The sequence below is a fragment of the Sorangium sp. So ce693 genome, from assembly GCF_051521375.1.
In the GTDB taxonomy this organism is placed as follows: Bacteria; Myxococcota_A; Polyangia; order Polyangiales; family Polyangiaceae; genus Sorangium; species Sorangium atrum.
The window spans coordinates 6,902,431-6,927,740 of the sequence record NZ_CP150347.1 but is presented as its reverse complement, the minus strand read 5'-3'; the positions used below and the strand labels follow the sequence as shown (position 1 = coordinate 6,927,740).

The window sequence follows — 25,310 nt, the reverse complement described above, 5'->3', positions numbered from 1 at the left end:
GCGCGCCGCGTGGCTGGCCGCCTCCGGTTCGACAACAAGAGAGCTCGAGAGAGCTGAGGAGATCTCGTCATGCGCATCGTCCGCTCTGCGTTCCCCCTCGTCGCCCTGTTCGCCGCCGGCTGCGCCGTCGAGGCGGCCGACCCTGAGCTCATGGAGGACGCCCCGTCCCTCTCGGAGACCTGGACCGTCAGCAACGCCGCGGTCAACGTGCGCTGGGACTCGGGCCTGAACGCCAACCTCTCGGCCTGGGAGTATATCCACTGCCACATCGATGATGGCGCTGGATTCATGTTGACCGACCTCACCGCCTTCCAGGAGCCCCTCACCGAGCCTGACGAGTTCATCGCGAGGATGTCCGGCGTGTGCCGGGAGTTCGACCTCCTGCTGCCGAATCTCCCGCGGACCGGCGCGATCGACTCGGAGACCATCTTCTCGTGGCCGGGCGGCTTCCGCGCCGGCGCGCTCAGCGCCGTCATCCCGGTCGCCAACTACCCCACGGGTCTGCGGCTCAAGGTGGACGGCGCCAACACCTATGTGAAGGACGTGCGTATCAACTACGCTCCCAGGAACGCGGCCAATACGGCCCTCGACCTCGCCTCGGCTTCCTATACGAGCTATGCGATCGGATACGCCGGGAACAACGTGACCCTGAGCTGCCCGGCCCAGCAGGTGCTGACGGGGCTGGACCTCAGGTACGACACGGTCGAGGGGAAGATCCGGGTCCTGGAGATCCACTGCAGAGCGCTGCAGCCCTGAGGAGGCCAGCGCCGTCGCGGCGAGCCGCCCCGGGGCATCTCCACCGGGTACCCCGATCGCCGCCGCGCGCCGTTCCGCCCGCGGCGTCCCACGAGGCCGAGGGAACACACGTCGACGACGACGTGGCGCGACCATCGCAGCCTTCATCACCAAGGTAGTCCATGACGGCCCCGGGGTTCCGTCGAAGGCGGCGCAGCCGGCGACATTCACGATCGACACCTCGACCGACGTGTCACAGCAATGACGTAGACCGCCCTGTTGCCGGCCTTGAGATGGTGAAGGGCTTGGGGAGCACGCGCTCGATGCCCAGCTTGTACAACTGTCCCCTTCGAAGTCGCGTTCTTTCACGCTGGCCACCTCTGTGTCGCCGGGAGGCGACCGACGATACTGCCGCTTGACGGGCTCAGCGTCGGGCTCAAGAGCGGAGCGATGATGGGTATTCGATCGCGAGAATGGCTGGGTCGGACGCGAGAATGGCTGGGTCGAACGGGACAATGGGTGGGCGTCGGGCTCCTCGCGGTGCTCATCGTCCTCGGCACGCAGCTCCTCAGGCGGCGCGCAGGATCTGGGGCCCGCTCCGTAGCCACGGTGACGTACGCCTGGGTGCAGCGGCTGGGGCCTGATGGGCCGAACGTCAGCGTCGATCTCTACGCGCCGCCGCGCGCGAGCAAGCGCGGCCCGCTGGTCGTCCTCTTGCAGGGGAACGAGCCCTCGCAGCCCGACGAGCGGCTCTCCTTCGCTGCGAACGTCGGCGACTCCCTACAGCGAAACGGGGTCGCCGCCGCCGCCGTCTCGTTCAACATCCACACGGGCTACACGCTGCGCGCGTGCGCCGCGGACGTCGCCCGGGTCCTGCAAGAGGTGACCGACGCGCGCAACCCGACGCGCCTAATCCTCGCCGGTCGCGGCGTCGGCGCGTCGATGGCGTCCCTCCTTGCGCTCGATCGGCGGCTCCTCGAGGGGGCCGGCATGGATCCCAAGCGCGTCGATGGGGTCATCCTGTTGCGCGGCACGTACGACCTCGGCGAGGCGGCGCTCGCGGGGCACCCCGACGCGGCGTTCTTCGCGGGCTCGGTCGAAGATCGCAGCGAGTCGTCGCCCATCACGTACGCGAGGTCCGACGCGCCGCCGTTCTTGATGCTGTTCGGCGGCGAGGACGACGTCGGCTGGGTGCGTCTCGGTCGCCCCTTCGCGCGCGCACTCCATGATGCGGGCGCGCCCGACATCGACACTTTCGTCGTCCCCAGGCGCGACGCGCACAGCATCTTGCACTGGGGCGGAAGGGGAGACATGGTCGGCGATCTGGTGTTCCCCTTCGTCGCCTCGGGCCTCAAGGAGCTCCCCATCGACAACCCCTTCGGCGTGCTCCGCCGCTGGGGTGCGCGGCCCCCGCTCGACCTGTCGGAGCTCCGCAAGGATCCCCGGGCCATCACCACCTACCCGGTCGACGCCGCGCTGCGGGAGACGATAAGCAGCCTTCTGGGCAAGGGGGGGCTCGAGCGCTACGCCCTGCCCGGCAAGACCTATCAGGCCATCGATCTGCTCGCCTACCTGGCCGAGCGGCCGAAGTCCGAGGTGGGCGAAGGGGACTGGCTGGTGGTCTCGAACCTTCGGGGCGAGCGACAGTATTTCTCGCGCGAGACGCTGAAGAAGGCGCAGGCGGTCATCGTGGTCGGAATCGACGACGAGGACAATCTCTACCGCCTCGTCGACTTCTACCGGCTGAAGCGCGCCTACTCGTGGATCGAGGGCGAGGAGCCGATGCCGATGATGATCCGGCCGCTCGGCGCGTTCCTGCACTTCCGGACGCCGCTGCCGGCGGACCTGGGGAACAAGACCTACGCGGCATTCGGGCTCGATGCGGCGAGCTTCCACTGGGTGGAGAAGGATCCGCTCGCGCCGTTCCGCTCGCTCACCGGTGGAGTGCGCGAGGCGCTGATCGGCGAACAAGGGTGCGTCAAGTGCCACAGCTTCCGTGGCGTCGACGCGCGGGCGCACCACGCGCTGGCGCTCGACGGCACGCCGTACGGGGCGTACGCGCTGCCGCTCGAGGACTATCCGAGCGAGGTGTTGCGGCGCTTCTTGTTCGAGCAGGACGCGGTGGCTGAGAGCTTCGGGGTCGTGCCGCTCCGGGTGGACGAGGCCGTCGCGGGGCAGCTCCTCGACATGGTGAACCACGAGAAGAACGAGAAGAAGTAGCGGCCCGCAACCTCAGGGCTCTACCTGTTCGTAGAGCGCCGTCGCCCACTCGGCGTGCGCGCGCGCCGAGGGGTGCAGGCCGTCGCCGGCGAGCATCTTCGCCTCCGCCTGCCTGTGCATGAGCGGATACAGGTCCACGTAGCGCGCGCCCGTGGCTCGTGCCTCGTCGCGCAGGATGGTGTTGAAGGCGACGATGTCCGCGCCGATCTGCCGCGGATCTCCGAACGAAGCGGCGGCCGGAGAGAGCGACCAGTCGGGCTGCGGGAGCGCCACGATCCGATTCGGCCCGACGCCAGCGTCGATGATCGCTCGGAGGAGCACCCGCACGCGCGATCGGTAGACGTCCGCGCTCCAGCGACGCACGTAGTCGTTGGCGCCCACCGCGAGCGTCACCAACGTAGGGCGAAATGGTGCCACCTCCGGGATCTCCCGCTCTTGCACGTCTTCCGTGGTGTAGCCGTTGACCGCCACGTTCTTGAGGGTCACCCGGCGGCCCTGCGCGCGCCAGAGCTCAGCGAGACGCGAGGGGAACGCGTCGGCCGGCTGGTTCCCCGTCCCTGCCGTGAATGAGTCGCCGAGCGCCAGATAGCGGATCTCCTCGAGCCCGCGCGTGGGCGCGACATCCTCGCTGGCACCGGTGGGCGCGCTCCGTGAAGAGCTGCCGAGCAGCGTCAAGGCGAGCAGGAGAATCCCACCGAACAGGAGCAGAACCGGCAGGAGGAGCGGGCGGAGAGAGCGCATCAAGAAGGATAGCATCGCTTCATTGCCCGGCTAGATATCCTTCGAATCGCTCCTCGCGGGCTGACCAAGGGCTCAGTCAAGGGGCATGGTGACGTGGACGATCCGTCGATTCCCAGCGCGCATCGGCCCGAACCCCGGCCCAGCAGGTGATGAAGGGAAGCGAGCTCCGGTTCGACACGGTCGAGGGGAAGGTCGGCGTCCGCGAGATCCACGGCAGAGCGCTGCAGCCCTGAACGGACCCGGGCCGGCGCGGGAGTATCCTTCCAGGGCGGGATCGTGCATCATCGAACGAGGGTGCCTCGGGGATGCGCCGCGATCCCGCGGCGGCATTGGACGGAGGATATCGATGGATGACATGAGCACATGACGACCCCTCTCCGCGCCGAGGAAGCGCTCGCGAGCCTGCGCCGCGCGGGGCTCGCGACCCAGATCGACGCCGCGGCCTTCGCGGCGGCGTGCGACGAGGAGCGAGGCGGCGCGCCGCTCGACGCCGAGATCGCGCTCTCGGCGCTGGCGTCGATCTATGGCGTGCGCGGCCCCTCGGAGGCGAGCGCCGCGGACCGCGCGTTCGTGGTGGACGAGCACGCCGCGGCCGATCCGGCGGTCCTCGGGGCCGTGTGGCTCGCGCTCGAGCGATGGCTGGAGCACCCGATCCCCGTCGCGGTGGCGACGGACCTCGACGAGCTCGTCTCCTACGCGGGCGACCTGTGCTTTCTTCGCCGGCACGCCGGCGCCGCGAGCGAGGCGCCGTATCTCTTCTCCATCGACAGGTGGCGCACGCGCGATGACACGCCCTATTCGCTCTACGTGCTGCGGAGCGACGGCGCGCCCCTCTACGCGCTCGGCGTGCCCGTCCAGCTCCACGTCCACCCGGACACGGAGGCCGCGGCTGCCGGCATCTTCCGCACGGATGGCCTCACGTCGAGCTACCGCGAGCATGTGCCGACGTGCGCCGCTTGCCGCGACGCGCTCCGCGGCGCCGCGGAGCGAGGCGTGCTGCCCGACGTGTTCCAGCCGCTCCTCGGGTAGGGAGGAGCTCGGGGACGGCGAGGCGTTGCTCGAGCACGTGAGGTGGCTCTCAGGCAACGAGCCGGCCGGGGTCCTGGCGGCCGGTCGTCTTGTGGTGTGGCGAGCACCCGTTGTAGCTTGAGCCGATAATGGGAGGTTTGCCGTGATGCGTACATGCCGGAATGGCCTCGTGATGGGTGCTTCGATCGTGCTGGCGGCGGTGGTCCTCGGAGCGTGCGGAGACGACGGCGACGGCGGGACGAGCGCTCAGTCTTCCTCCGGAGGGAGCCTCAGCTGTCCCATGTCGCAGCCGACGGCGTGTCCGCCGGTCGCGAGCACCTACTGCGCCGACACGACGAGCGACGTGAACAACTGCGGAGGGTGCGGGGTGAAGTGCGGCGATGGCCAGGCGTGCTCGGAGAGCGCGTGTGTGTGCCCGCCGACGATCCCGGACGCGTGCTCCCAGGGAGGCACGACGATCTGCACGAACCTCGCGACCGATCCGGAGCACTGCGGCACCTGCGACAACGCGTGCGCGACGCCGCAGGTGTGCGCCGAGGGCACCTGTGACGTCGTCTGCGAACCGCAGCAGACGAAGTGCCCCGCCAGCGGCGGGCAGCCCGCCTACTGCGCGTCGTTGGACACGGCCAAGGACTGCGGGGCGTGCGGAAACGCCTGCGCGCTGGACCACGACTGCTCCGGCGCAGAGGGGAGCCTGGAATGCGTCGTATGTGTTCCCAGCGTCGCGAGCGCGACAGACGAGTTGCCCACGCCGCCCGCGGGCTGGAAGATCACCTGCCTCACCACGCCGTGCCCGATCGTGCGCTGCGGGGAGCTCACCTTCTGGGTGTACTCGGACGTCGAGAACGAGAGCTTCTTCGGCGTGACCGGGTACGACGCGCAGAACAACCTGGTCAAGGGCCCGGTGATGGTCACGGGGGATCGCTACATCTCGTCGATCACGCTGGACCCCGGAACGGAGACCGCGAACCTGATCGGCCAGAACGGTGGTACCGGCGTCCAGGTACCCTGGTCGATGTTCCGTCTTCCCTGACGCGAGGGGCCGCGCCGCTGGCTCGTTGAACGGCCCTGACGTGTCATCCCCGTGAGCGGAGGCCGACGCTGGCAAGGTAGGCTTCCAGGGCCGGTGCATGATCGGACGACACGATGGCGCCGATATATCCGTCCGGCCGGACGAGCACCCAGTCGCCGAGCGACACGCCATAAGCAGCGCGGAGATGGCCGCCCTCATCGACGATGTCGCCGCATGGCCCGACGGCGTGGATGTGGAGTCCGGGGCGCGGCTCGACGGGCGAGAGCCGGTCCACGCCGTAACCCAGCAAGGTCCAATGCGGACCCTGGAAGAGCTTGAAGAGCCGTGTCGGCATCCCCGCCGCGCCGCGGACGGGCGCGTCCGGCGCTCGGTTGCCCGCGAGGATGCCGCCGCTGCGTTTCGGCTTTTCCATGGCCAGCGACGATTCCGGATACCCGAGATCGAGCTGATGCATCTCGCGACCGCGGCGCATGTCGCCTCGCTTGGCCGCCTCCAGCAGCTTCGTCGACAGGCCGAGCACCTCCGCGGCGATCGGCCGCCGCTCCTCCTCGTAGGTCGCGAGCAGCGCCTCCGGCGCACCTGCCAGGACGGCGGCGAGCTTCCAGCCGAGGTTGTAGGCATCCTGCACGCTCGTATTGAGTCCCTGCCCACCCGTCGGCGGGTGGATATGCGCGGCGTCGCCGGTGAGGAAGACGCGCCCGTCCCGGTAACGGTCGGCGAGGCGCGCGTTCATGGTGTAGGCGGAGGCCCAGGAGACCGAGCGGATCACGATGTCGCCTCGGCCCGTGCGGCCCGTGACCATCGCTGTGAGGCCTTCCGCGGAGAGATCCACATCGCCCTCCGGCGGGATCGGCGCCTGCAACTGGAACATGTCGGTGCCGGCGAGCGGGCACAGCGACATCTGCTTCTCCATCGACCCATGGTTGAAGCGATGCCAGGCGGCCCTGCTGAGCCCATCCAGGACGACGTCGGCGACGACCGCGCGCACCCCCATCGTCTTGCCGGGAAAGCCGATCGCGAGCGCCTGCCGTACGACGCTGCGGCCGCCGTCCGCTCCGACGAGATAGCGGACGCGGACGGTCTCCTCGCCCGTCGGGCCGGCGATGCGGGCGTCGACGCCCTCGCCATCCTGCTCGAAGCTCTTCAGCTCGCGGCCGAACTCCGGGTACTTCCCGAGCTCCGCCAGACGCTCGCGCATCGCGGCTTCGGTCAGGAATTGAGGCACGAGGAGCGCCAGGCGATAGGGCTCGCCAGGCGTCGGGTCCTGAGGCTCCATGATCTGCGACTCCTCGTAGCCTCCGTCGTCGCGATACTCCCGCGGGGGTGGGTACAGGCCGCCGATCGCGACGACGCGGTCGAGGATGCCCAGATCCTCGAACACCTCCTGGCTGCGCGGCTGGATCCCTTTGCCGCGCGAGCCGGGAAATGGCCGGTCCAGCCTGTCGATGAGCCGGAACGCGACGCCCCGACGGGCGAGCTCGATGGCGAGGGTCAACCCAGCAGCACCTGCGCCGACGATCAGGACATCCGTCGAAAAATTAGACTCCACTGAGACCTCCGTTTTTGTTGGACTGCGTCTCGGATATGTGTACTATGCATATAGTCGCGCCTCCCGAAGCGTCAAGGGAATTTGTGCAAAATACACGGATTGTGAAAAAGAAGCTCCGCGAGCTCCACGGAGCCATGGTCGATCTGACCGCGCTCATGAATCAGCCGCAGCGCGATCAGGCGCTGCTCGCGGAGGCAGGCATCTCCCTGGATCGAGCCCTCTTTCCGCTGCTGGTGGGGATCGAGCGCTTCGGGCCGATCGGCGTGGTCGACCTTTCGGAGCGAGCCGGGCGGGATTACACGACCGTCAGCCGCCAGGTCGCAAAGCTCGAGAGCCTGGGGCTGATCGAACGTCGACCGAGCCCGGCTGATCGTCGCATCCATGAGGCGGTGATCACCGACAAGGGGCGGCAGATGACGGACGCCTTGGACGCCGCCCGTCAGAGGATTGCGGCTCCTATCCTCGCCAAGTGGAGTGAGGAAGACTTCAGCGACCTGGTGCGCCTGATGCGGCGGTTCGTGGACGACTTGATGGATCCGTCAGGCGGAACGGACAAGACCTGAGGTGGGCGCAGGCCTCCTGCGGCGCCGTCGTGGTGCCCGCAGGCTGTGGAGTGGATTTCCTGGTCCCCGGTCCAGTGACCGGGTTCGGTAAAGGAGTGGGCACCTGGAACGCGTGACTGCCACCGCCTTGCACCATGCGCACATCGAGTGCCCGTTTACAGCGGGAAGCATCCAGCTGGAAGGCATCAGCCTTTGCGACAACTGTTTCTCGCGGCTTCCGTTCGGTGCGCGCAAGGGGGTCCACGGTTGGCGACCTCCCACGGCATGCGACGCTTGTGGCCTGCCGCTCGCATCGCTCCTCGGTAAGCCGGTGCGGTTGGACGAAGGGCGGTGGACGATTCGTTGCGACTGTGGGGAGCTCCTGCGAGGCTCCCACCGTCGCGGCGCACTGTTCGGCACCTGGGCTTTCGTGGGGGTGCTGCCGTCGGTGGAGCTCGGCGTGGGTGACGGGCTCGTGCCCGAGGCCGTCAGGAGCTCGAGTGATCTGGGAGCGACCTGGCGCTCGACCGTGATGAGCGGGCTCGACATGGTTGACCTGGTCACGTGGCGATCGGGCACGATCAATAGTCTGGAATTCTCTGACGGCTCGGCTCACAGGTTTCTGCTCCAGTTCAGGCGGGAGAATCCCGCCAGCTGGGTCGCCTACGGTGGCGCAGGTGTCGACGGTGCAGGCATGCGTCTCTGGGCGCCGCTCACGAGGGATCCCGAGCTGGAGCGGAGGATTGCAGCCATGCTCGACCGAGCGATTCGCTGGAGGCAATCGGCTCTGGCGGGCGGTAAGCAGGAAATGGTGGAGCCGCTTCGCTCCCTCGGGAATTTCTACGCATATCTCTGCTGACAGGTCCTCGCTGCGTGCGGTGATGGGGTGATCCATCCCCAGCTCACCCTCCGGGAGTCCGCCGCGCAGGTGGCCTTCGCCGCGAGGCGCTGTCCGATCTCACCGAGGTGCTTCGACGAGGAGGGCCACGCTGGCGGCCCGCGGCGGCCGCGGATATACACCAGGTCGTGCCTCCCGCGCCGTCGCCGGTCGATGCCATCCACAGCCTGATCTCCGCGTTCGGCGAGAGCTTCGCGCCCGGCGACGAGGCGCCTCCGTACGAGGCGAGCCTCGACGGGCCGAGGATCCGTCTGACCACGAGCCGCGGTGTGCTCGAGGAGCACGCGTCCGAGTGGAAGCGCCTGTGCGGCCGGCTCTGGGTGCAAGCCCTGCCGGACGAGCGCGCGCGAGCGCTCGAGGTCCTGCTGCCCACGCTCTCCGACTTCGATGGCGCGGTGTGGGCCCCGATGCAGCGCCTGCTCGAGGCGGACGCCGTGGCGTCGGCGCTGCGCACGCTCGAGGCGTCCCTGCCGGATGCGCTCGAGGCCCTCGCGTGTCGATGCTCTGCCTCCTTCGCCGAGTCGATCCACGGCGAGCACCCGTTCGTCCGCGGCGCGATCCCGGCGGCGCAGCACGAGGCCTTCTCGAGGAAGAGCGCGCTCTCGACCGTGGAGCTCGTGAAGATACCGCTCGAATTCCTGGCCAGCCCCTTGCCCCTCGAGCGCCTGGAGGCGCTCTACTGGCTGCGCGATGCCCTGCGCGAGAACCCGACGAAGGTGCTGGGCATTCATCGCCTGCTCGTGCAGCGCGTGGTGCCCGTGTGTCGCCAGGGCGTGGGACTCTGGCGCGAGGGCGCCATGGGCGTGATCGAGCGCTGGGTGACGCGCCTGGTCTCGCGCGCCGCCTACCCGGAGGCGCTGCCGATGCTCGGCATCCTGCTGGCGTATGGCGTGGCGATTCCAGGGCTCTTGCCGCTGCGCTACGAGGCCCTGCTCGCTTCAAACGAGCCGGCCGAGGCGGAGCGCACGCTGCTGCGCCTGCGCGCCATCGCCGACGCCTCGGGGCACCTGCGCTCGCCCTGGGTGCGGGCGGACAGCCACGTGGACGATCTCTGCGCCATCGCCTCGTGGAAGGCCGCCAAGGTGTTCCGCCAGGTCGCCGAAGGCGCGCACCCCTTCGCGGAGCGGCGCCTCAAGAACGAGCCCGGTCCGCCGGCCGTCACCGCGTCGGAGGCGGCGGAGATCAGCCGTGGCCTCGCCGCGCACGCCCTGGAGCTCTTCCAGCGCCGCGCCGCCCAGCCGCCCACGGTCGCGTATCCCCCCCGCTACGATGTCTACATCGCGTGGACCAGGCAGCTCGCCGACTAGCCGCGAGCGCCCAACCGGCCTCGAGGCTCCAAACGTTCGTCAAGCATCGCGCTGCGCCCGGGCGGCTCTCGCGGCTGCTCCCGAACCGCTGCGTGCGCCTCGTCGATGAGCTGGAATGTCTGCCCGGCCAAATTACGATGCTTGTCCAGGGCACGCTTCTTCAAACTCGAGCAGGTTCTCTCGCTCACCCTGCTCCAGCTTCGCTCTCACCGGCGATAGGGGGCGCTCGTGGACTGTTCGATAATTTGCAGGTGCCCGAGCAGCGAGCCGCCGGACCCGCACACGCACGCGCCCTGGTTGGCTCTGGCGGTCGCCGTCGTCCCCCGCGTCGATGAGCGCCCCGGCCGGCGCGCCGCCGGACCCCTGCTCGTCGTTGCCTTGCCGCGCCGCGCGTCCCCGGGCAGGCTTCCGCCATGGGCCAGCCCGCCGCCAAGCAGCGCCGCGCGACGTACGCCGACCTCGAAGCCGTCCCGCCGAACAAGGTGGCGGAGCTCATCGCGGGCACCTTGCACGTGTTCCCCAGGCCGGCGCCGCCTCATGCCCGCGCATCGTCCCGCCTCGGCATCGAGCTTGGCGGTCCGTTCGATGCAGGGAAGGGGGGTCCTGGCGGCTGGTGGATCCTGGACGAGCCCGAGCTGCGCTTCCCGGACCCAGCGCAGCCGGGCGAGGTGGAGGCGGTCGTACCGGACATCGCTGGCTGGCGTCGAGAACGCATGCCCGAGCTGCCCACGACGGCTTTCTTCCCGCTCGCTCCGGATTGGGTCTGCGAGGTGCTGAGCCCTTCGACCGAGGAAGTGGACCGCGACGAGAAGATGCCGATCTACGCGCGCGAGGGCATGCGGCACGCGTGGCTTGTCGACCCGATCGCGCGGACGTTGGAGGTCTTCTCGCTCGCCTCGGGTCGGGGTTGGGGGCCCGCCGTCGTCCACCGCGACGCCGCTCGCGTCCGCGTCGAGCCCTTCGAGGCGATCGAGCTCGATCTCTCGGTCCTCTGGGTGCGCTAGAGTTCCTGGACGGCGCGCCAGAGTTCCTGGACGGCCCCGCCCGCCCTGACGCGCCAGCGCCGCCCCCGCGCCGCTGCCGGCGGCGCCACCGGCACCCCTGCCGCGGCCTCGAAGGCGGAGATCATCGGAAAGTCGCCGCGTCGGTTTGCCAAGCGAGCTCGATGTCGATGTCCCGATAATCGTCGAACGTGAGTACTCGTACACTGCCGGGGGCGTCGCGCTCAGGGCGTCTTCACCTCGACGGGGATCGCGGAGCTCGTCGCGGCGCCGTCGCCGAGCTGACCCAGGGTGCCTTTGCCCCAGCACAGGACCTGGCCAGGGCCCGTGGGGCCGCACGCCCCCTCGACGATCGCGCACGTGTGGAAGAAGCCGGCGCTCACCGCGACGACCTTGGCGAGGGCCGTGCCGTCGCCAAGCACGACGGGCTCCATCCGCGTGTTATCGGCCCTCGTCGGCGTGCTGCGACCGAGCTGCCCTTGCTCGTTGCTGCCACGGCAGCGGAGCTGCCTTTGGTCGTCGATCGCGCAGACGAAGACGTAGCCGGTGGACATCGGACCCCAGACACCCGGGATCGCAGCCGCCGTCCCGGCCGGGGGAGCCTCGGCGCCGTGCTGACCTGAGCTGTTGTTCGTCCCCCAGCAGAAGAGGCCTCCCACGTCGTCGCGCGCACAGCCGAAGTTCGTGCCGTAGGAGATCTCGGAGAGGGGCAGCGTCGCTCCCGCCGCGATGAGCGGCGTGTGCGCGCTGTAGTTCGCGCCGCCCTCGGAGCCGGCCGGGGTGTTCGTGAGGATATATCCGCCGCCCATCGCGCCCCAGCAACGCAGCCCGTCTTCCGCGGCCCCGGTCGAGAAGCAGCTGCCTATCGAGCCGATGCCCGGTGCGAGGATGGCCCTCGGACCGGCCGTCGCGGTGAAGTTGAACGCTTTCACCGGGACGAGGCTCTCCTCGCCGGTCGCCTCCGGCCCGAGGCTCGAGAACAGGTTGGCCCCCCAGCAGTAAATGCTGCTGGTCGAGGTGAGCGCGCACGCCGAGTACCACTCGGGCGCGATCTTGCGCACGAGCAGCGGGGCCGTACCGTCATTGACGATCGCCGGGGCGTCGTGGGCCATCGAGTCTTTGGTGCCATTCGCGAGGATGCCGGTCTCGTTGTTTCCCCAGGCCCAGAGTCGGAGCTGGCTGTCGATGGCGAAGGTCGCCTGCTCGGTCAACGCGATCTGCGTGATCGTCGCCGTGCCGAGCGACGCGGGAAATTGCACTCTCACCGGCGTGCTCGAGGAGACCGCCATCGCCTGCGGAACACCCAGCTGGCCGAACGAGTTGTCCCCCCAGCAGGTGAGAGAGCCGTCATGCCGGATCGCGCACGTATGGCTGCCGCCCGCAGCCACCATGACGGCGTCGGCGAGCGTGGGGCTGTCTGCCGGGATCTGGCATCCAGGATCACCTCCGCCGCCTCCGCCCACGCTGCCGGACGTCTCACCGCCGGACGCGCCCCCGCCGCCCCCGCCGGAGGCGTCCCCGCCGACCCCGCCGGACGCGCCGTCGCCCCCGCCGCCCTGTGCCTCGCTCGGACCGCCGCCCGTTCCGCCACCCGCGCCGCTGTCCGAGAAATGCCGGTCGGGAGCGGCGCATCCTGCCCCCGCAGCGAGGGTGGTGGCGACGACCAAAAAGGAGCAGAAGTTCGGTCGCGTCTGGGTGTTCCTCTTCATCTCAAGCATCCGGTTACGCTCCTGGCGTCTTTTTGCACACCCTTACCGTACGGAAGACAAGAAGTCCAGTTGAGTCCCGATCACCGATGTCCCCGCTTTCCCTGAGGCCTCAGGGGCGCTTCGGCGCGCACCTACCGAGCGTGGGTGATCTCAGCAGAGCCTGCGGGCGCCGGCGAGCGGCAAGGCTCCGGGCATCAGGGGCAGCTGCAACAGCTGTGCGAGCGGCAGCTGCCCGTAAGTGCGCTCCCTCGCCGTTTCAACGGCGATCACCATCGGTGCAAGATTGGCTTGAGCATCTTGCGCAGCGCGCGCGGCGCGTGGCAAGCACCGGAGGGAGGGGGGCCGCGGAGGGCGCGGTGCCTCCGCGGCCGGAAAGGCTTCAACCGCGGTGCTTCACGCGGCGGTGCTTCTCGCGGCGAGCACCGACGACCGGGTCATCACCTGGCTCACGCCGTCCGTTTCGGGGTCGGCCACGGGGGCGCCCACGGGGTGTGCGAGGGCATAGGCCAAGAGCTCGTGTGTCCACGGCTCGAATATCGTGAACACCTCGTCCGCGAGCGCGATGTACCGCGCGCGCGTCTCCGCGTCGAGCGGGATGCGCGCGAGCTCGGCGTGGTCGGCGTTCACTGCGTGGCCCGACTCGCGCTCGAAATGGAACGAGCCGCAGTAGCGCAGCTGCGTGCCGAGGCGCTTCTCCAGGGCCTCCGCCAGCGGGAGCATCGCCCCGAAGAGCACGTTGCCGGTCTCCTCGATCGCCTCGATGATGACGAGCCGCTCGAGGCCCGTCGTGCCCTTGATGAGCGCGGTGAGCCGCGCGGTGAGGATCCGATTCTGTATCGTCTCCTCGCCCCAGAGGAAGTGCAGCAGGTCCGTGGCCCGGCCCTCGACGTCGTGGCCGAGCTTTGACAGATCCTCCAGGTACCAGGGCCAGTGATGGTCGTCCTCGCGCGTGTGGGCGTTGACCATCTCTTGGTAATCGTCCGCCGGGTGCTCCTCCCGTAGTACGAATTTGTTCAGATCACCGAAGCTCAGGATGAAGTACGCCATGCATGGATAGAAGGCGAGCCGCTCGCTCGGATCGAGCCGTTCGTCTCGCATGCGCTCGAACAGGGGTAGACGAGCGTATGCCTGCTTCTTCTCGAAGATGTGCCGCAAGACCTGCCGCATGAGCGATCTCCTTTTCGGCTGCGTGTCAGTTGGTTGAACAATCCCTCTGTTTACGTAAATCAAGCGCCGCGAGCGCCTCGAGAGGCCTCAAGACAAGATCACGGCGCACCGAGCATGCACGCTGCTGCTGGACCTCACCTCGGTTGAAATCCTGCGCATCCCCCTCGCGCTGCATTCCGAGCTTAGTTATTGGAATTTTCCACCAACCACCTCAGACGTTTCTGCAACGCTGCGGGGTGCGTCCAGCCGGTGCATCCACTGTAGCGCACGCCCGGCGTAAGTTGCACCCACTATCTTTGGATCACCATTCAAATTTGAAACGGCGGCCGGTGGGCGAACCGGCGTTGGGGTGCGATACGGCTTGCGACGTCATCGATTGGCTGACGATTGACCCGTCGGAACGCCCGAGAGCGCGCGGTGACTCAATGGACCGAATGCGGAAGCGGGCGGCTGTCATTGCCTCGTCCTCTGTCTCCCCGGCCTTCATGGGACCCATGATCGCAGCCCTCAATGTTCTGGCGGGGTGCTGGCTGGTCCCACACACGCGTACCTGAACGATGGCGAGCCGGTATCGACGGCGCTGACCGAGGACGGCCTCCGCGAAGGTGCAGCCAAACAGCTTGAATGCCGGCGGTCGAGGCATGTAGCTTGCCGGTTGTGCCGTGAAAGACCAACTCGACTCAGCGCTGATGGTGGAGCCCGAGAGCCGCGCGGTCCCGAAGAGCGCGCCCATGCGGGCGGAGATTGTACGGCTGGTCCGTGAGAAGCGCTACGAGGAGGCGCTGGCGGTGCTGTACCGGGCGCGCGCGGAGTCGCCCGGCGATCGCGAGCTGCAGGCGAGCATCGAGCGGATCAAAGAGTTCCTCGCCGGCGCCTACGCCAAGCGGCTCGGCGGCCTCGATCAGGTGGCGGGGCCCATCCCGGTGTCGGCGGGCCGCTCGCCCGACGCGCTCTTGGTGACGCGGTACATCGACGGCTCCTCGACGTTCGACGACATCATTCAAATGTGCCCGCTCGGGCGGCTCCGCACGCTGCAGGTGCTGGTCGGCCTCTACACGGGGAGGGAGGTGGCGTCGCCGTTCAGCGACCGGCCGTCGGTCTCCTTCAGGCCGCAGCTGGACACGCTGCCGTCCGAGGCCGGCGCCGATCCGGGGCCGCCGACGATGCCGGAGCGCGGCCTGGAGCGGCGACCGCCGGAGGCTCCCCCCGCGAGCGCGCGAACGCCCCCCGCGAGCGCGCCGACCCCCCCCGCGAGCGCGCCGTTCACGCCACGGGTGTACGAGACCGAGGAGGATCGGCTCTACCGCGAGGCGTTCGCCCGCGGTACCGCCGCGTTCGTGCAGCGCCGCTACGACGCTGCGGTCGAGGCGTTCGAGGCGTGCGCGCGCATGCGCCCGGGCGATACGGCGTCGTCGGTCATGCTGCGCCGGGTGCGGCGCGACACCGGAGGCTGATGGCCATCGTCGTGGTCGCTGTTCCCGATCTGCGCGAGCGCATGCGGTGCATCCGCGTCATCGCCGGGCAGGCGCCGGTGAGCGCCCTCGGCGCCGCGACCTGGGAGGAGCTCGATCAAGCCCTCGACGGCGTGCAGAGCGCGGAGCTGATCATCTACGCGCCGTCGCTCCCGGGTGGGCCGGAGGACGCCGTCGCGCAGCTCCTCCGCCGCACGGCGCGGCTGGTGCTCGCCGTCAACGATGGCGTGGAGGTCCCGGGAGCGGCGGGCACCACGCGGGTGACGTGGCCCATCGCCGAGGAGACGCTCATCCTCATGGCGCACGCCGCGGGCGCCCAGTCGGCGCCGATCGGGATGAACTTCGTGCCCGTCGACTTCTTGCAGATGATCTGCATGTCCGGCGAGTCGCACGTCCTCGTGGTCAGCAACGCCAGCGCCGACGTGGGTCTGATCGAGGTGCGGCGCGGCCAGGTGTGGACGGCGTTCGACGGCCTCGGCGTGGGCGAGGAGGCGTTCGCGCGGCTCATCCGCCCCGAGATGCGGGTGCGCGTCACCCCCGCCGTCGGCTCGACGAAGGAGCGCACCATCTTCAAGGATCTGGCGGAGCTGGTGCTCGACTCGTTGCGCCGGATCGACGAAGGTAGCGTGGAGGCGCCGCCGCCGATCTCGTCGAGGCGGATCGAGATCGCGCTCATCTCGCCGGAGCAGCGCGCGGCCCGCATCAAGCAGCTCAACGCCGACGCGCGGCGCCTCTTGATGGAACGCAGCTACAGCGAGGCGGCCTGCGTCCTCATCGACCTCTCGACGCTCGATCCCGCATCCAGCCTCGTGCGCGCTAACCTGGAACAGCTACGCAAGCTCGGATACCCAAGATGACCCGATCCATCGCATTCGCCAGCCTCAAGGGCGGAGTCGGAAAGACCACCGTGGCGCTCAACTGCGCCTTCGCCTTCGCGCGCCGAGGCGCGCGGACCCTGCTCGTCGACACGGATCTGCAGGGCGCCATCGGCATGTCGCTCGACGGCGTCAGCGACCGCCCCGGCCTGGCCGCGAGCCTCGCGCGCGGCGGCCCCCCGCTCGAGGGTCTGGTGAAGACCCGGCTCCCGGAGCTCTGTCTTTTGCCCATGGGCCCCGTCGACGCGCTCGATGAGGATCGCTTCGCCATCAACGCGCGCGAGGCGAACATCGTGGGGCGCATCCTGGAGCAGAGCCAGCGCGACTTCGACCTCGTCCTCTTCGACACGCCGGCCGGGCTCGGCGGGATGTCGCGCCTCACGCTGGAGGAGGTGGACAGCGTCATCGCCGTCGCGCAGTGCGAGCCGCTCGCGCTGCGGGCCATGCCCCGGTTGCTCGAGCTCCTGGCGCGGCTCCGCGACATCGGCTCCGCCTGCTCCCTCCTCGGCGTGGTCGGCACCATGAGCTCGTTCCGCGAGCCGGTGATGCTGGCCTCGCTGGAGGAGCTGTGGTCCCTCTACCGCGATCAGGTCTTCGACACCGCGGTCCCGCGCGACAGCACGTTCCTCCAGGCGAGCCGCGCGGGCGTGCCGCTCGGCCTGCTGAGCCGCCGCCCGCCCGCGGTCTCCGCGGTGTTCGACAAGCTGGTGGCCGAGATCGAGGAGCGCCTGGGCTCCAACGCAGGAGGCGAGGATGACGGTCCGATCCGTCTCGTGGACTGACGCGCAGCGGGTGAGCTCGCTCCTCGCGCGGGTGAGCGCGACGCGGTCGCGGGAGCCCGCGGCGCTCGTGAGCGCCATGGGGGCAGCGCGCGCCGGCGCGCCGGCGAAGGCGGCGCCCGCGCCGGCGAAGGCCGCGCCCAAGGACGTGCCCAAGGAGGTGAAGGAGGTGCCGCGCCTCGTTCAGACCTCCGACAACCCGGCCGATCGGCTCGACGCGCTCGTCGCCTGGACGCTCGATCACCACGCGTGCGTGGGCGCCTTCGTGGCCGACGACAACGGCCTCACGCTGGCGGCGCACGGCATCTCCGAGGCGCACGTGTCCCTCGTGGGGCCGCTGCTCTCGGCGCTGGTCGGCGTCCGCAGCATCCCCGGCGTCGACGCCACGGCGGGCGCGCTCTGGCTGGGCGCGCAGATGATGTCCTGGGTCGAGGCGCGCACGGCGCGCGGCGGCTTCTGCCTCGGCACCGTGGGCGACGAGGCTCTCTCCACGCGGTCGTTCGAGCAGCTGAAGGAGGCGCTCGCGACGACCTTGCGCGGGCTGTAGTACATCCGGGTTTTCAATGCGGGCGCGCGCGCCCAGGAGCGACGGAAGCACGATGATCGATACCAAAGTCCTCGAGGCCGCAGTCCATGATCTCCGCAACATCCTCCGCGACGGGCTGCTGGCCACCGACATCTGGGAACGTTCGGCGGGCCTGTCGCTCGCCGGCTTCAACCAGCAACCGGTGGCGGTGGCCCTCTTCACCCGCATCACCGAGGAGCTGGACAGCTCGCTGCGCGACTCGAACTTCCCTCCGTTAGGGCGGTATTACCTGCTCGACATGGCGGGCAACCACACCGTGGTGGTGCTCAACCACGGGAATCTGCTCCAGGGCATGCTGGTGGACAACAAGCGGGCGAACCTGGGGATCCTCATCTCCGTGGCCATCCCGCGCATGATCGAGACCATCGCGCACGCGAGCGAGCGCTGAGCTGCTCGGCCGCCCGATCACCACCACCGCGCGACGTCTGGGTCGGCCTGTTCATCGCGGGCCCCCATCGAGCCTGGGCTTGACTTAGTTCCTGGACGGCCCCGCCCGCGTCCTGACGAGGCGGACGCGGCGCGAAATCCGCGATCAGGGCGCTGTGCGCTGGCGTTCCAGGAGGCGCGCTGTCATTGCCTGCGCGGCGTCGGCGACGCGGGCGGCAGCGCGCGCCGCGTCGCGGACCACCTCATCCGCGCGGCGCGCGCCGTCGCTCCCGGACCGCTCCCAGAGCAGCGCCGCGGGCACCGCGAGACCGAGCGCCACCGCCACCCCGGCCACAGCGACGCGCCAGCGCCGCCCCCGCGCCGCGGCCGGCGGCGGCGCCACCGCTACCCCTGCCGCGGCCTCGAAGGCGGAGATCATCGCCAGGACGCTGGGGAACCGCTCCGATGGGCTGATGGCGAAGGCGCGCGCGAACCACGCCTCCAGGGCGGGCGGCGCTCCCGGGCACAACGTGGCCAGCGGGGGGCGCCCGCTGACAAGGATGGCCGCGAGCACCGCGGCCAGGTTGCGGCCCGGGAACGGCTGCCGCCCGGTCAGCGCCTCGTGCGCGACGACCGCGAGCGACCACATGTCGAGCTGCGGGCCGCCAAGACCCTCACACGTGTGCTCCGGGCTCAGGTAGGCCGGCGTGCCCAGCACCACGCCGTCCGCGGTGCGGCGGCGGAAATCGGCCGGCCGATCCTGGCCGACCCACTTGGCGATCCCGAAGTCGGTGATCTTGGCGCAGAGATGGCCGTCGCTCCCCTCGACGAGCAGGATGTTCGACGGCTTGATGTCCCGGTGCACGACGCCGAGGCCGTGCGCCGTCGACAGCGCCTCTCCGAGCTGACGGAGCAACGACGCGAGCTCGACGGCGGGGATCGTGCCTCGCTCCTCCAGCAGCTGACGCAGCGACCTGCCGCGCACGTGCTCCATCACGATGTACGGGCCCGCCGCGGGGTCCTCGCCGGCGTCGAGCACGGCGACGACGCCGCGGGTCTTCTGTCCGAGCTGCGCCGCGACCCGCGCCTCCAGGCGGAACCGCTCGATCGCGTCGACGTTGCGCCCGCCGCGCGCCACCGTGAGGAACTTCAGCGCGACATCGGCGCGCCGGACGCCGTCGTGCGCGCGCCAGACCTCGCCCATCGCGCCGCGCCCGAGCAGCTGATCGACCTGGTAACGCCCGTCGATGAGGCGGCCTCGCAGCCGTACGGAGCGGCGCGACGAGGCGGGGCGGGAGTCTGCCGGTCGATCAGCGAGCGCTCCTTTCGCGCGCGCGCTGTCTCTCCTCTGGGAGTCAGGTTGTGAATCGAACGAGGAAGGATGGAACACGATCGAGCACCTCCGTGCCGCCTCTGCGTCCCAGCCACGTCGGTGTCCCTCTCGGGCGACGCGCTGGGGTCAGGGACCGGGGCATCCCCAGAGCGTATCGCGAACATGGGACCCTGGGAATCCCGGACAGCGCACCTCCAGCAGAGTGCCAATCGGGGATGTGCGCTCACAAGGTCGTACGGCCGCGCTGGATGTCGGGCCGGGCGCGCAGGGCGGCGCAGAGCCGGCGCGTCGCCTCGCGCAGCTCGCCTTCATCGAGCGACGCGAACCCGAGCCGCGCGGCGCGCGCTTCGCCCCCGCGGAAGCTGAAGCGCGCGCCGGGGTAGAACCCCACCCCGTGCCGGGGGGCGGCGCGCGCCGCGACCTCGGCGTCCACGCCCTCGGGGAACGAGACCCAGAGGCTCATCCCGCCGGCCGGGACGGCGAGCTCCGCGGCGCCGCCCAGCTCGGCCCGGAGCGCCTCCGCGAGCGCATTCCGCCGCGCCTCGTACACGCGCCGCATCTTGCGCGCGTGGCGCGAGAGGAGCCCGTCCTCGATCAGCGCGGCGACGGCCCGCTCGAGCGCCGGGCTGCCGTGCCGGTCGGCGCGCATGCGCTGCGCCGCGAGCGCCTCGACGAGCGGCCGCGGCCCGGCCACCCACCCGAGGCGCAGCCCGGGCGCGAGGATCTTCGACAGCGTGCCGACGTAGATCACCGCGCCCATGTCCGTGGCCGCGAGCGGCAGGACCGGGCGGCCATCGTAGTGGAACTCGAAATCGTAGTCGTCCTCGAGGACGGCGATCCGCCGCGCGCGCGCGACGTCGAGCAGCTGGAGCCGCCGCGCCGTCGAGAGCGTGACCGTGGTCGGGAACTGGTGGTGCGGCGTCAGGTACAGGAGCCGCACCCGCCGCCGCGCGGCGAGCGCCTCCAGCGCGTCGACGCGCAATCCATCGCCGTCGACGCCGACGGGCAGGAGCTCGGCGCCTGTCGACGCCAGCGCGTCCCAGGCCGGCGGGTAGCCAGGGTCCTCGACGGCGACCGCGTCGCCCGGCCCGAGGAGGCGGCGCGCGACGAGGTCGATCGCGCCCTGGCTGCCCGCCGTGACGAGGAGGTGGTCCTCGTCGCACGCGAGCCCGCGCGTCTCCCGCAGCAGCGAAGCGAGCGCGCGCCGGAGGTGCACGTCGCCCCGGGGATCGCTGTACCCGAGCGCGGTCCGGCCGCCTGCCCGCGCGGCCGCCCGGTACGCCCGGGCCAGCTCGTCGGCGGGCGCCAGGCGGAGGTCGGGCAGCCCCGCCCCGAAGTGGAGCACGCCCCGGCGCGCCGGATCCGGCGCGAAGGCGCGCCACGCCGGGCGGGCAGGGAGGTCGTAGCCGAGCTCGCCCCGGGGCGCTGCCACCCCGCGCGGGCGCGGCGGCAGCGCCGCGGAGACGCGCGTGCTGCGCTCGGCGGAGCTGAGCCAGCCCTCGGCCTCGAGCTCGTCGTACGCGGCCAGCACGGTGTTGCGGTGCACCCCGAGCGTCTTCGCCAGCGTGCGCGACCCGGGCAGGACCGCGCCGGGCCGGAGCCTCCCGCGGCCGATGTCCGCGGCGATCCGCCGGGCGATCTGCAGGAACAGCGGCTCCGCCGAGCCCGGGTCGAGCGAGACGGGGAAGGTCCACGGGCGCATGGTCCAGCCATCATGCCAGAAATGGACCTCCTCACTGGACCACCCCGGAGCCAGCTTCCGGGGCGAAAGAGGAGCCATGACGATCTCGCATTCCGCCCCGCGCCCCGCCGACCCTGCAGCCGACGCGCTCGCCGCCGCCCACCGGCTAGGCCTCGCCCCGCCGTGGGCTTCGCCACGCTTCGCCTGGGCGAGCGCGCTGCTGCTCCGGCTGGGCCTCGCCGCCGCGTTCCTGTCGGCGGTCGCCGACCGCTTCGGCCTGTGGGGCCCGCCGGGCACCGGCAACGTGGCCTGGGGCGAGTGGGGCCGCTTCGTCGCGTACACCGGCGCGATCAACCCGTGGGCGCCGGCCTGGATGGTCCCGGCGCTCGCCTGGTCGGCGACCGCGCTGGAGACGGCGCTCGGGGTCGGCCTGCTCGCGGGCGTGTGGACGCGGGCGCTCGCGTTCGCGAGCGGGATGCTGCTGCTCGCGTTCGCGCTGGCGATGACCTTCTCGGGGCGCGGCGTCGAGGCGGTGCTCTCCTACTCGGTTTACACGGCCGCGGGCGGGGCGCTGCTGCTCGCGGCCGCGCCCGCCGTGCCCTTCGGCGCGCTCGCCCGCGGGGGCCAGCGCGCCAGAACCCCTTGAACCGCGCCCTCGCACCGACGACGTTACGCCGCCTGTCATGCCAGGCGACACCCAGGCCGTCCCTCCCGCAGCGCCGGCGGCGCCCTTCGAGACCCGCGCGGCCCTCTTCGCGTGGCTCGCGCAGCACGGCGTCGCGCACCTGGCCCGGCTGAGCCTCGAGGCGGTGGCGCCGCGCGTCGACCCCACGCTCTGGCCCGAGCTGCAGCTCCTCGGCGCGCGGCGGCGCCTCATCGACCTCGCGAGCGCCGAGGAGCTCGCGAGCGCGCTCGTGTGGCTCGCGCCCTCGCGCCTGCGCGACGTGTTGCCGCCCCTCGTCGCTCGCTTCCTGGAGGACGAGCGCGACGACGCCGCGCTCGCGCGCGCCGCGGCGCCGTCGCTGCTGCGGGCGCCCGAGGAGCCGCGGGCCCTGTCGGCGCACGAGCGGCTCTGCGAGCTGCGCGCGCGCGTGCCGGACGCGGCGGCCCCGCGCCCCGAGCGGGCGCTCCGGGCCGCCGCGCTGCGCTTCGACGCCGCGCTCCCCGGCTTTCGCCTCGACGATCCGCGGCCCTTCGAGGCGCACCGCGCGGGCGCCGGCTTCGTCAGGCCGGAGGCGCGGCTGATCCTCGCGCCCGGAGCCCTCCGCGCCGAGTGCGATTGCGGCGCGGGCGGTTGCGTCCACGTGCTCGCGGCCATCGATGCCGCGCTGCTCTGGCTCCGCCAGCCCCCGAGCGAGGCCTTCTTCCAGGCGCTCGACGAGCTCGGCCGCCCGGCCTGGGAGCGGGCCTTGCAAGCGCTCGACAGGGCCCTCGACGAGGGCCCCGGGGCGCGCGGCGGGGTCGAGCTCGCCTTCCGGCTCGATGTCGTCGAGGCGGCCGGCGTGGTGGTCGCGCCCTGGATCCACAGGCTGGGCAAGAAGGGGCAGCGCGGCGCCGGGGCGCGGCTCGGCAAGAAGCGCCTGCTCCTGGAGCACGGCGGCAAGCTCTCCGCCGAGGACGCCCGCATCGCGTCGCTCCTGCCCGAGGGCAACGCCTTCGCCTCGCGGGCGCTGCTCGACGCGCTCATCGGCCACCCGCGCCTCTTCCTCGACGAGGCGCCCGATGTGGCCGTGAGGATCGAGCGCGCGCCGGTGGGCGTCGTGGCCGAGGAGCGCCACGGCGCCGTGCGGGTGAGCGCCGGCGTCGAGGGCACGGCGCTGCCCCCTGCGCTGCTCGATCGCGCGCGCCGCGCCCGGCCCGAGGAGGTGCTGTTCCTCTGGGACTGGGACAAGGGCGCGCGGCGGCTCACGCTGCTCGACGTCAAGGCCGAGATCCGGGCGCTGCTCGACGTGCTCGTGCGCGAGGGCGACGTCTTCCCGCCCGAGAGCCACGGCGCGCTGCTCGCCGCGCTCTCGCGGTGGGCGCTGCGCGTGCCCGTGGCCATGCCGCGCAGCGTGATGGGCGAGTCGGTCCCGCCGGAGCTGCTCCCGGTGCTGCGGCTCACGGCCCAGCCGCGCGGCGCTGTGGAGGTCGAGCTGCGCGTGCGGCCGCTCGCCGACGCCCCGCCGCTCGTGCCGGGCGCGGGCGCGCGCGACGTCCACGTGCGGCGCGGCGACCGGGCCCTGCACGCGGTGCGCGACCTGCGCCGGGAAGAGGACTTCGCCGCCGCGCTCGCCGCCGAGCTCCCGCTCGCCGGCGCCGAGCCGTTCGAGGACCGCCCGTTCCACTACCGCTTCGCCAGCGCGCAGGGCGCGCTCGATCTGCTCGCAGCCTGCGCGCGGCGCGAGCCGCCTCCGGAGCTCGAGTGGGTCAGCGAGCCCCTGCGGGTCGTGGGCGACGGCGGCCCCCGCGCGCTCAAGGTCGTCCTCGAGAAGCGGCGCGAGTGGTTCGGCGTCCTCGGCGGGTTGAGCGTCGCGGGAGAGCGCGTGGAGCTGGCCCGGCTCCTCGACTCGGCGCGCCGCCACGAGCGCTACGTGCAGGTCGAGGCCACCACCTACGTGGAGCTGGGCGAGGCCCTGCGCGCTCACCTCGAGCGCCTGGCCGATCACGTCCACGACGCCCGGCACGGCCTCTCGGTGGGCCCCTCGGCCGCCATGGTGCTGTGGGAGCTCGAGCGGGCCGGCGCCGCGCTCGAGGCGGACGGCGCGTTCCGGGGGCTCGTCGAGCGGGTCGTGGCCGCCGGCGAGCTCTGCCCCGCAGCGCCGGCGGCGCTCGTGGCCGAGCTCCGCCCTTACCAGCTCGACGGGTACCGCTGGCTCGTGCGGCTCGCTGCCTGGGGCGCGGGGGGCGTGCTCGCCGACGACATGGGCCTCGGCAAGACGGTGCAGGCGCTCGCCGTCCTGCTCGAGCGCGGCGAGCGCGGGCCGGCGCTCGTCGTCGCGCCCACCTCGGTGGCCTTCAACTGGCAGGACGAGGCGCGGCGCTTCGCGCCCTCCCTCCGCCTCACGGTCTACGCGGACGAGGCCGATCGCGACGGCGCGCTCGCGCGGCTCGGCCCGGGCGACGTGATGGTGCTCAGCTACGGCCTGCTCGTGCGCGATGCCGCGCGCCTCGCGGCGCGGCGCTTCGCCACGGTCGTCTTCGACGAGGCGCAGAGCCTGAAGAACGCGACCACCCAGCGCTTCCGCGCCGCGAGGGCGCTCCAGGCGGACTTCAGGTTCGCGCTCTCGGGCACGCCGATCGAGAACCACCTCGGCGAGCTCTGGAGCCTCTTCGCGCTCGTCTTCCCCGGCCTCCTCGGCGGCTGGGACGCGTTCCGCGACCGCTACGCCATGCCGATCGAGCGGCAGATCGACCCCGCCGCCGGGCCCGCGCTCGGGCGCGTGCTCGCCCCGTTCCTCCTCCGGCGGACCAAGGCGCAGGTGGAGGCCGAGCTGCCGGCGCGCACCGAGGTGCGCGTGCCGGTCGTGCTCTCGGGCGCCGAGTGGCAGCTGTACGAGGACGCGCGCCTCGCGGCGCTATCCGACCTCGAGACGAGCCGGGCGGTCCGGCGCGAGCAGGAGCGGCGCGTCGAGGTGCTGGCGGCGCTCACGCGCCTCAGGCTGCTCGCCTCGCACCCGCGCCTCTACGACGCGCGCTCGGCGCTCGACTCGTCCAAGCTCGCGCGCTTCCTCGGGCTCGTCGACGAGCTGTGCGCAGAGGGGCAGCGCGCGCTCGTGTTCAGCCAGTTCACGTCGCACCTCGCGCTGGTGCGCGAGGCGCTCGAGGCGCGCGGCGTCGCGTACGTCTACCTCGACGGCGAGACGCCCCGGAAGGCCCGGGCCGAGCGGGTGCGCGAGTTCCAGGAGGGGTCGGCGCCGCTCTTTCTGATCTCGCTCAAGGCGGGGGGCTTCGGCATCAACCTCACGGCGGCCACCAACGTGATCCACCTCGACCCCTGGTGGAACCCCGCGGTCGAGGATCAGGCGTCGGATCGGGCGCACCGCCTGGGTCAGCGGCGGCCGGTCACCATCTATCGCCTGGTGGCGCTCGGGACGATCGAGGAGAAGATGCTGTCGCTGCACGCGGAGAAGCGCTCGCTCGTGGCCCAGGTGCTCGGCGGCAAGGAAGCCGCCGGCAAGCTCTCGACGCAGGAGCTCGTCGGCCTGCTCTCGGCGCAGCTCCGGGGGCCGGACGGCGGCGAGGGCGGGGACGGCGAGCTCTCGGACTCAAGCCCTCCGAGTCCGTGACGGAGTGCTTTGGCTGAAG

21 protein-coding genes are annotated in these 25,310 nt (G+C 71.3%); 15 read left to right on the top strand and 6 right to left on the bottom strand.

Annotation, left to right across the window (positions count from 1 at the left end):
• Positions 1-69 precede the first annotated feature (69 nt).
• Positions 70-756, top strand: a complete 687-nt coding sequence (locus WMF14_RS25680; RefSeq protein WP_437790266.1) for a hypothetical protein — start codon at positions 70-72, stop codon at positions 754-756.
• A gap of 498 nt (positions 757-1,254) precedes the next feature.
• Positions 1,255-2,955 (top strand): alpha/beta hydrolase family protein, encoded by a 1,701-nt coding sequence (locus WMF14_RS25675; protein WP_437790264.1) that lies wholly within the window; start codon positions 1,255-1,257, stop codon positions 2,953-2,955.
• Between the two features lie 12 nt (positions 2,956-2,967).
• Here WMF14_RS25675 and WMF14_RS25670 read toward each other — a convergent pair whose 3' ends face one another.
• The gene (locus WMF14_RS25670) at positions 2,968-3,696 is read right to left on the bottom strand and encodes an SGNH/GDSL hydrolase family protein (protein WP_437804301.1); all 729 of its coding nucleotides are present in this window, start codon (positions 3,694-3,696) and stop codon (positions 2,968-2,970) included.
• 363 nt (positions 3,697-4,059) lie between these two features.
• Between WMF14_RS25670 and WMF14_RS25665 the strand changes: the two genes are divergently transcribed.
• On the top strand, positions 4,060-4,725 hold the full coding sequence (locus WMF14_RS25665) for a hypothetical protein (RefSeq protein WP_437790262.1): 666 nt from the start codon (positions 4,060-4,062) through the stop codon (positions 4,723-4,725).
• Between the two features lie 145 nt (positions 4,726-4,870).
• Complete coding sequence (locus WMF14_RS25660) at positions 4,871-5,758, top strand: hypothetical protein (protein ID WP_437790260.1); 888 nt, start codon at positions 4,871-4,873, stop codon at positions 5,756-5,758.
• 43 nt (positions 5,759-5,801) lie between these two features.
• Here WMF14_RS25660 and WMF14_RS25655 read toward each other — a convergent pair whose 3' ends face one another.
• On the bottom strand, positions 5,802-7,307 hold the full coding sequence (locus WMF14_RS25655) for an FAD-dependent oxidoreductase (protein WP_437790258.1): 1,506 nt from the start codon (positions 7,305-7,307) through the stop codon (positions 5,802-5,804).
• Between the two features lie 44 nt (positions 7,308-7,351).
• On the opposite strand from WMF14_RS25655, the gene WMF14_RS25650 reads away from it, so the two are divergent.
• The 4 genes from WMF14_RS25650 (at position 7,352) to WMF14_RS25635 (ending at position 11,058) form a co-directional block, all read left to right on the top strand.
• Positions 7,352-7,870, top strand: coding sequence for a MarR family winged helix-turn-helix transcriptional regulator (locus WMF14_RS25650; RefSeq protein ID WP_437790257.1), 519 nt, complete (start codon positions 7,352-7,354; stop codon positions 7,868-7,870).
• Between the two features lie 439 nt (positions 7,871-8,309).
• A complete protein-coding gene (locus WMF14_RS25645) occupies positions 8,310-8,708 on the top strand; it encodes a hypothetical protein (protein ID WP_437790255.1) in 399 nt (132 codons plus the stop codon).
• Between the two features lie 167 nt (positions 8,709-8,875).
• Positions 8,876-10,054: a hypothetical protein gene (locus WMF14_RS25640; protein WP_437790253.1), complete on the top strand. Its 1,179-nt coding sequence runs from the start codon at positions 8,876-8,878 to the stop codon at positions 10,052-10,054.
• A 413-nt stretch (positions 10,055-10,467) separates the two neighbouring features.
• Positions 10,468-11,058 carry a Uma2 family endonuclease gene (locus WMF14_RS25635; protein ID WP_437790252.1) on the top strand — a complete coding sequence of 197 codons (591 nt, stop codon included), beginning with the start codon at positions 10,468-10,470 and terminating at the stop codon, positions 11,056-11,058.
• Positions 11,059-11,279: 221 nt separating this feature from the next.
• Here the strand turns inward: WMF14_RS25635 and WMF14_RS25630 are convergent, their stop codons facing one another.
• Entirely contained in the window at positions 11,280-12,773 is a 1,494-nt protein-coding gene (locus WMF14_RS25630) for an RCC1 domain-containing protein (RefSeq protein WP_437790250.1), read from the bottom strand.
• 384 nt (positions 12,774-13,157) lie between these two features.
• Entirely contained in the window at positions 13,158-13,931 is a 774-nt protein-coding gene (locus WMF14_RS25625) for a hypothetical protein (RefSeq protein WP_437790248.1), read from the bottom strand.
• Positions 13,932-14,593: 662 nt separating this feature from the next.
• Between WMF14_RS25625 and WMF14_RS25620 the strand changes: the two genes are divergently transcribed.
• From WMF14_RS25620 to WMF14_RS25600, 5 genes are read left to right on the top strand one after another with little or no spacing between them, the layout of a single operon-like run.
• Positions 14,594-15,385 (top strand): TRP-like protein, encoded by a 792-nt coding sequence (locus WMF14_RS25620; RefSeq protein ID WP_437790246.1) that lies wholly within the window; start codon positions 14,594-14,596, stop codon positions 15,383-15,385.
• Positions 15,385-16,260 carry a DUF4388 domain-containing protein gene (locus WMF14_RS25615; protein ID WP_272093479.1) on the top strand — a complete coding sequence of 292 codons (876 nt, stop codon included), beginning with the start codon at positions 15,385-15,387 and terminating at the stop codon, positions 16,258-16,260. Before WMF14_RS25620 ends, WMF14_RS25615 begins: the two co-directional genes overlap by 1 nt.
• Complete coding sequence (locus WMF14_RS25610) at positions 16,257-17,060, top strand: ParA family protein (protein WP_272093478.1); 804 nt, start codon at positions 16,257-16,259, stop codon at positions 17,058-17,060. Before WMF14_RS25615 ends, WMF14_RS25610 begins: the two co-directional genes overlap by 4 nt.
• Positions 17,032-17,604 (top strand): hypothetical protein, encoded by a 573-nt coding sequence (locus WMF14_RS25605; protein ID WP_437790244.1) that lies wholly within the window; start codon positions 17,032-17,034, stop codon positions 17,602-17,604. Before WMF14_RS25610 ends, WMF14_RS25605 begins: the two co-directional genes overlap by 29 nt.
• Positions 17,605-17,656: 52 nt before the next feature.
• Positions 17,657-18,031: a hypothetical protein gene (locus WMF14_RS25600; protein WP_272093476.1), complete on the top strand. Its 375-nt coding sequence runs from the start codon at positions 17,657-17,659 to the stop codon at positions 18,029-18,031.
• A 144-nt stretch (positions 18,032-18,175) separates the two neighbouring features.
• On the opposite strand, the gene WMF14_RS25595 is transcribed toward WMF14_RS25600, so the two are convergent.
• Both WMF14_RS25595 and WMF14_RS25590 read right to left on the bottom strand, forming a co-directional pair.
• A complete protein-coding gene (locus tag WMF14_RS25595; protein WP_437790243.1) occupies positions 18,176-19,399 on the bottom strand; it encodes a serine/threonine-protein kinase in 1,224 nt (407 codons plus the stop codon).
• A 166-nt stretch (positions 19,400-19,565) separates the two neighbouring features.
• Entirely contained in the window at positions 19,566-21,044 is a 1,479-nt protein-coding gene (locus WMF14_RS25590; protein WP_437790242.1) for a PLP-dependent aminotransferase family protein, read from the bottom strand.
• Between the two features lie 76 nt (positions 21,045-21,120).
• Here WMF14_RS25590 and WMF14_RS25585 point away from each other — a divergent pair, with 76 nt between their 5' ends.
• Complete coding sequence (locus WMF14_RS25585; RefSeq protein WP_437790241.1) at positions 21,121-21,669, top strand: DoxX family protein; 549 nt, start codon at positions 21,121-21,123, stop codon at positions 21,667-21,669.
• 37 nt (positions 21,670-21,706) lie between these two features.
• Complete coding sequence (locus WMF14_RS25580) at positions 21,707-25,291, top strand: SNF2-related protein (protein WP_437790239.1); 3,585 nt, start codon at positions 21,707-21,709, stop codon at positions 25,289-25,291.
• Positions 25,292-25,310 lie beyond the last annotated feature (19 nt).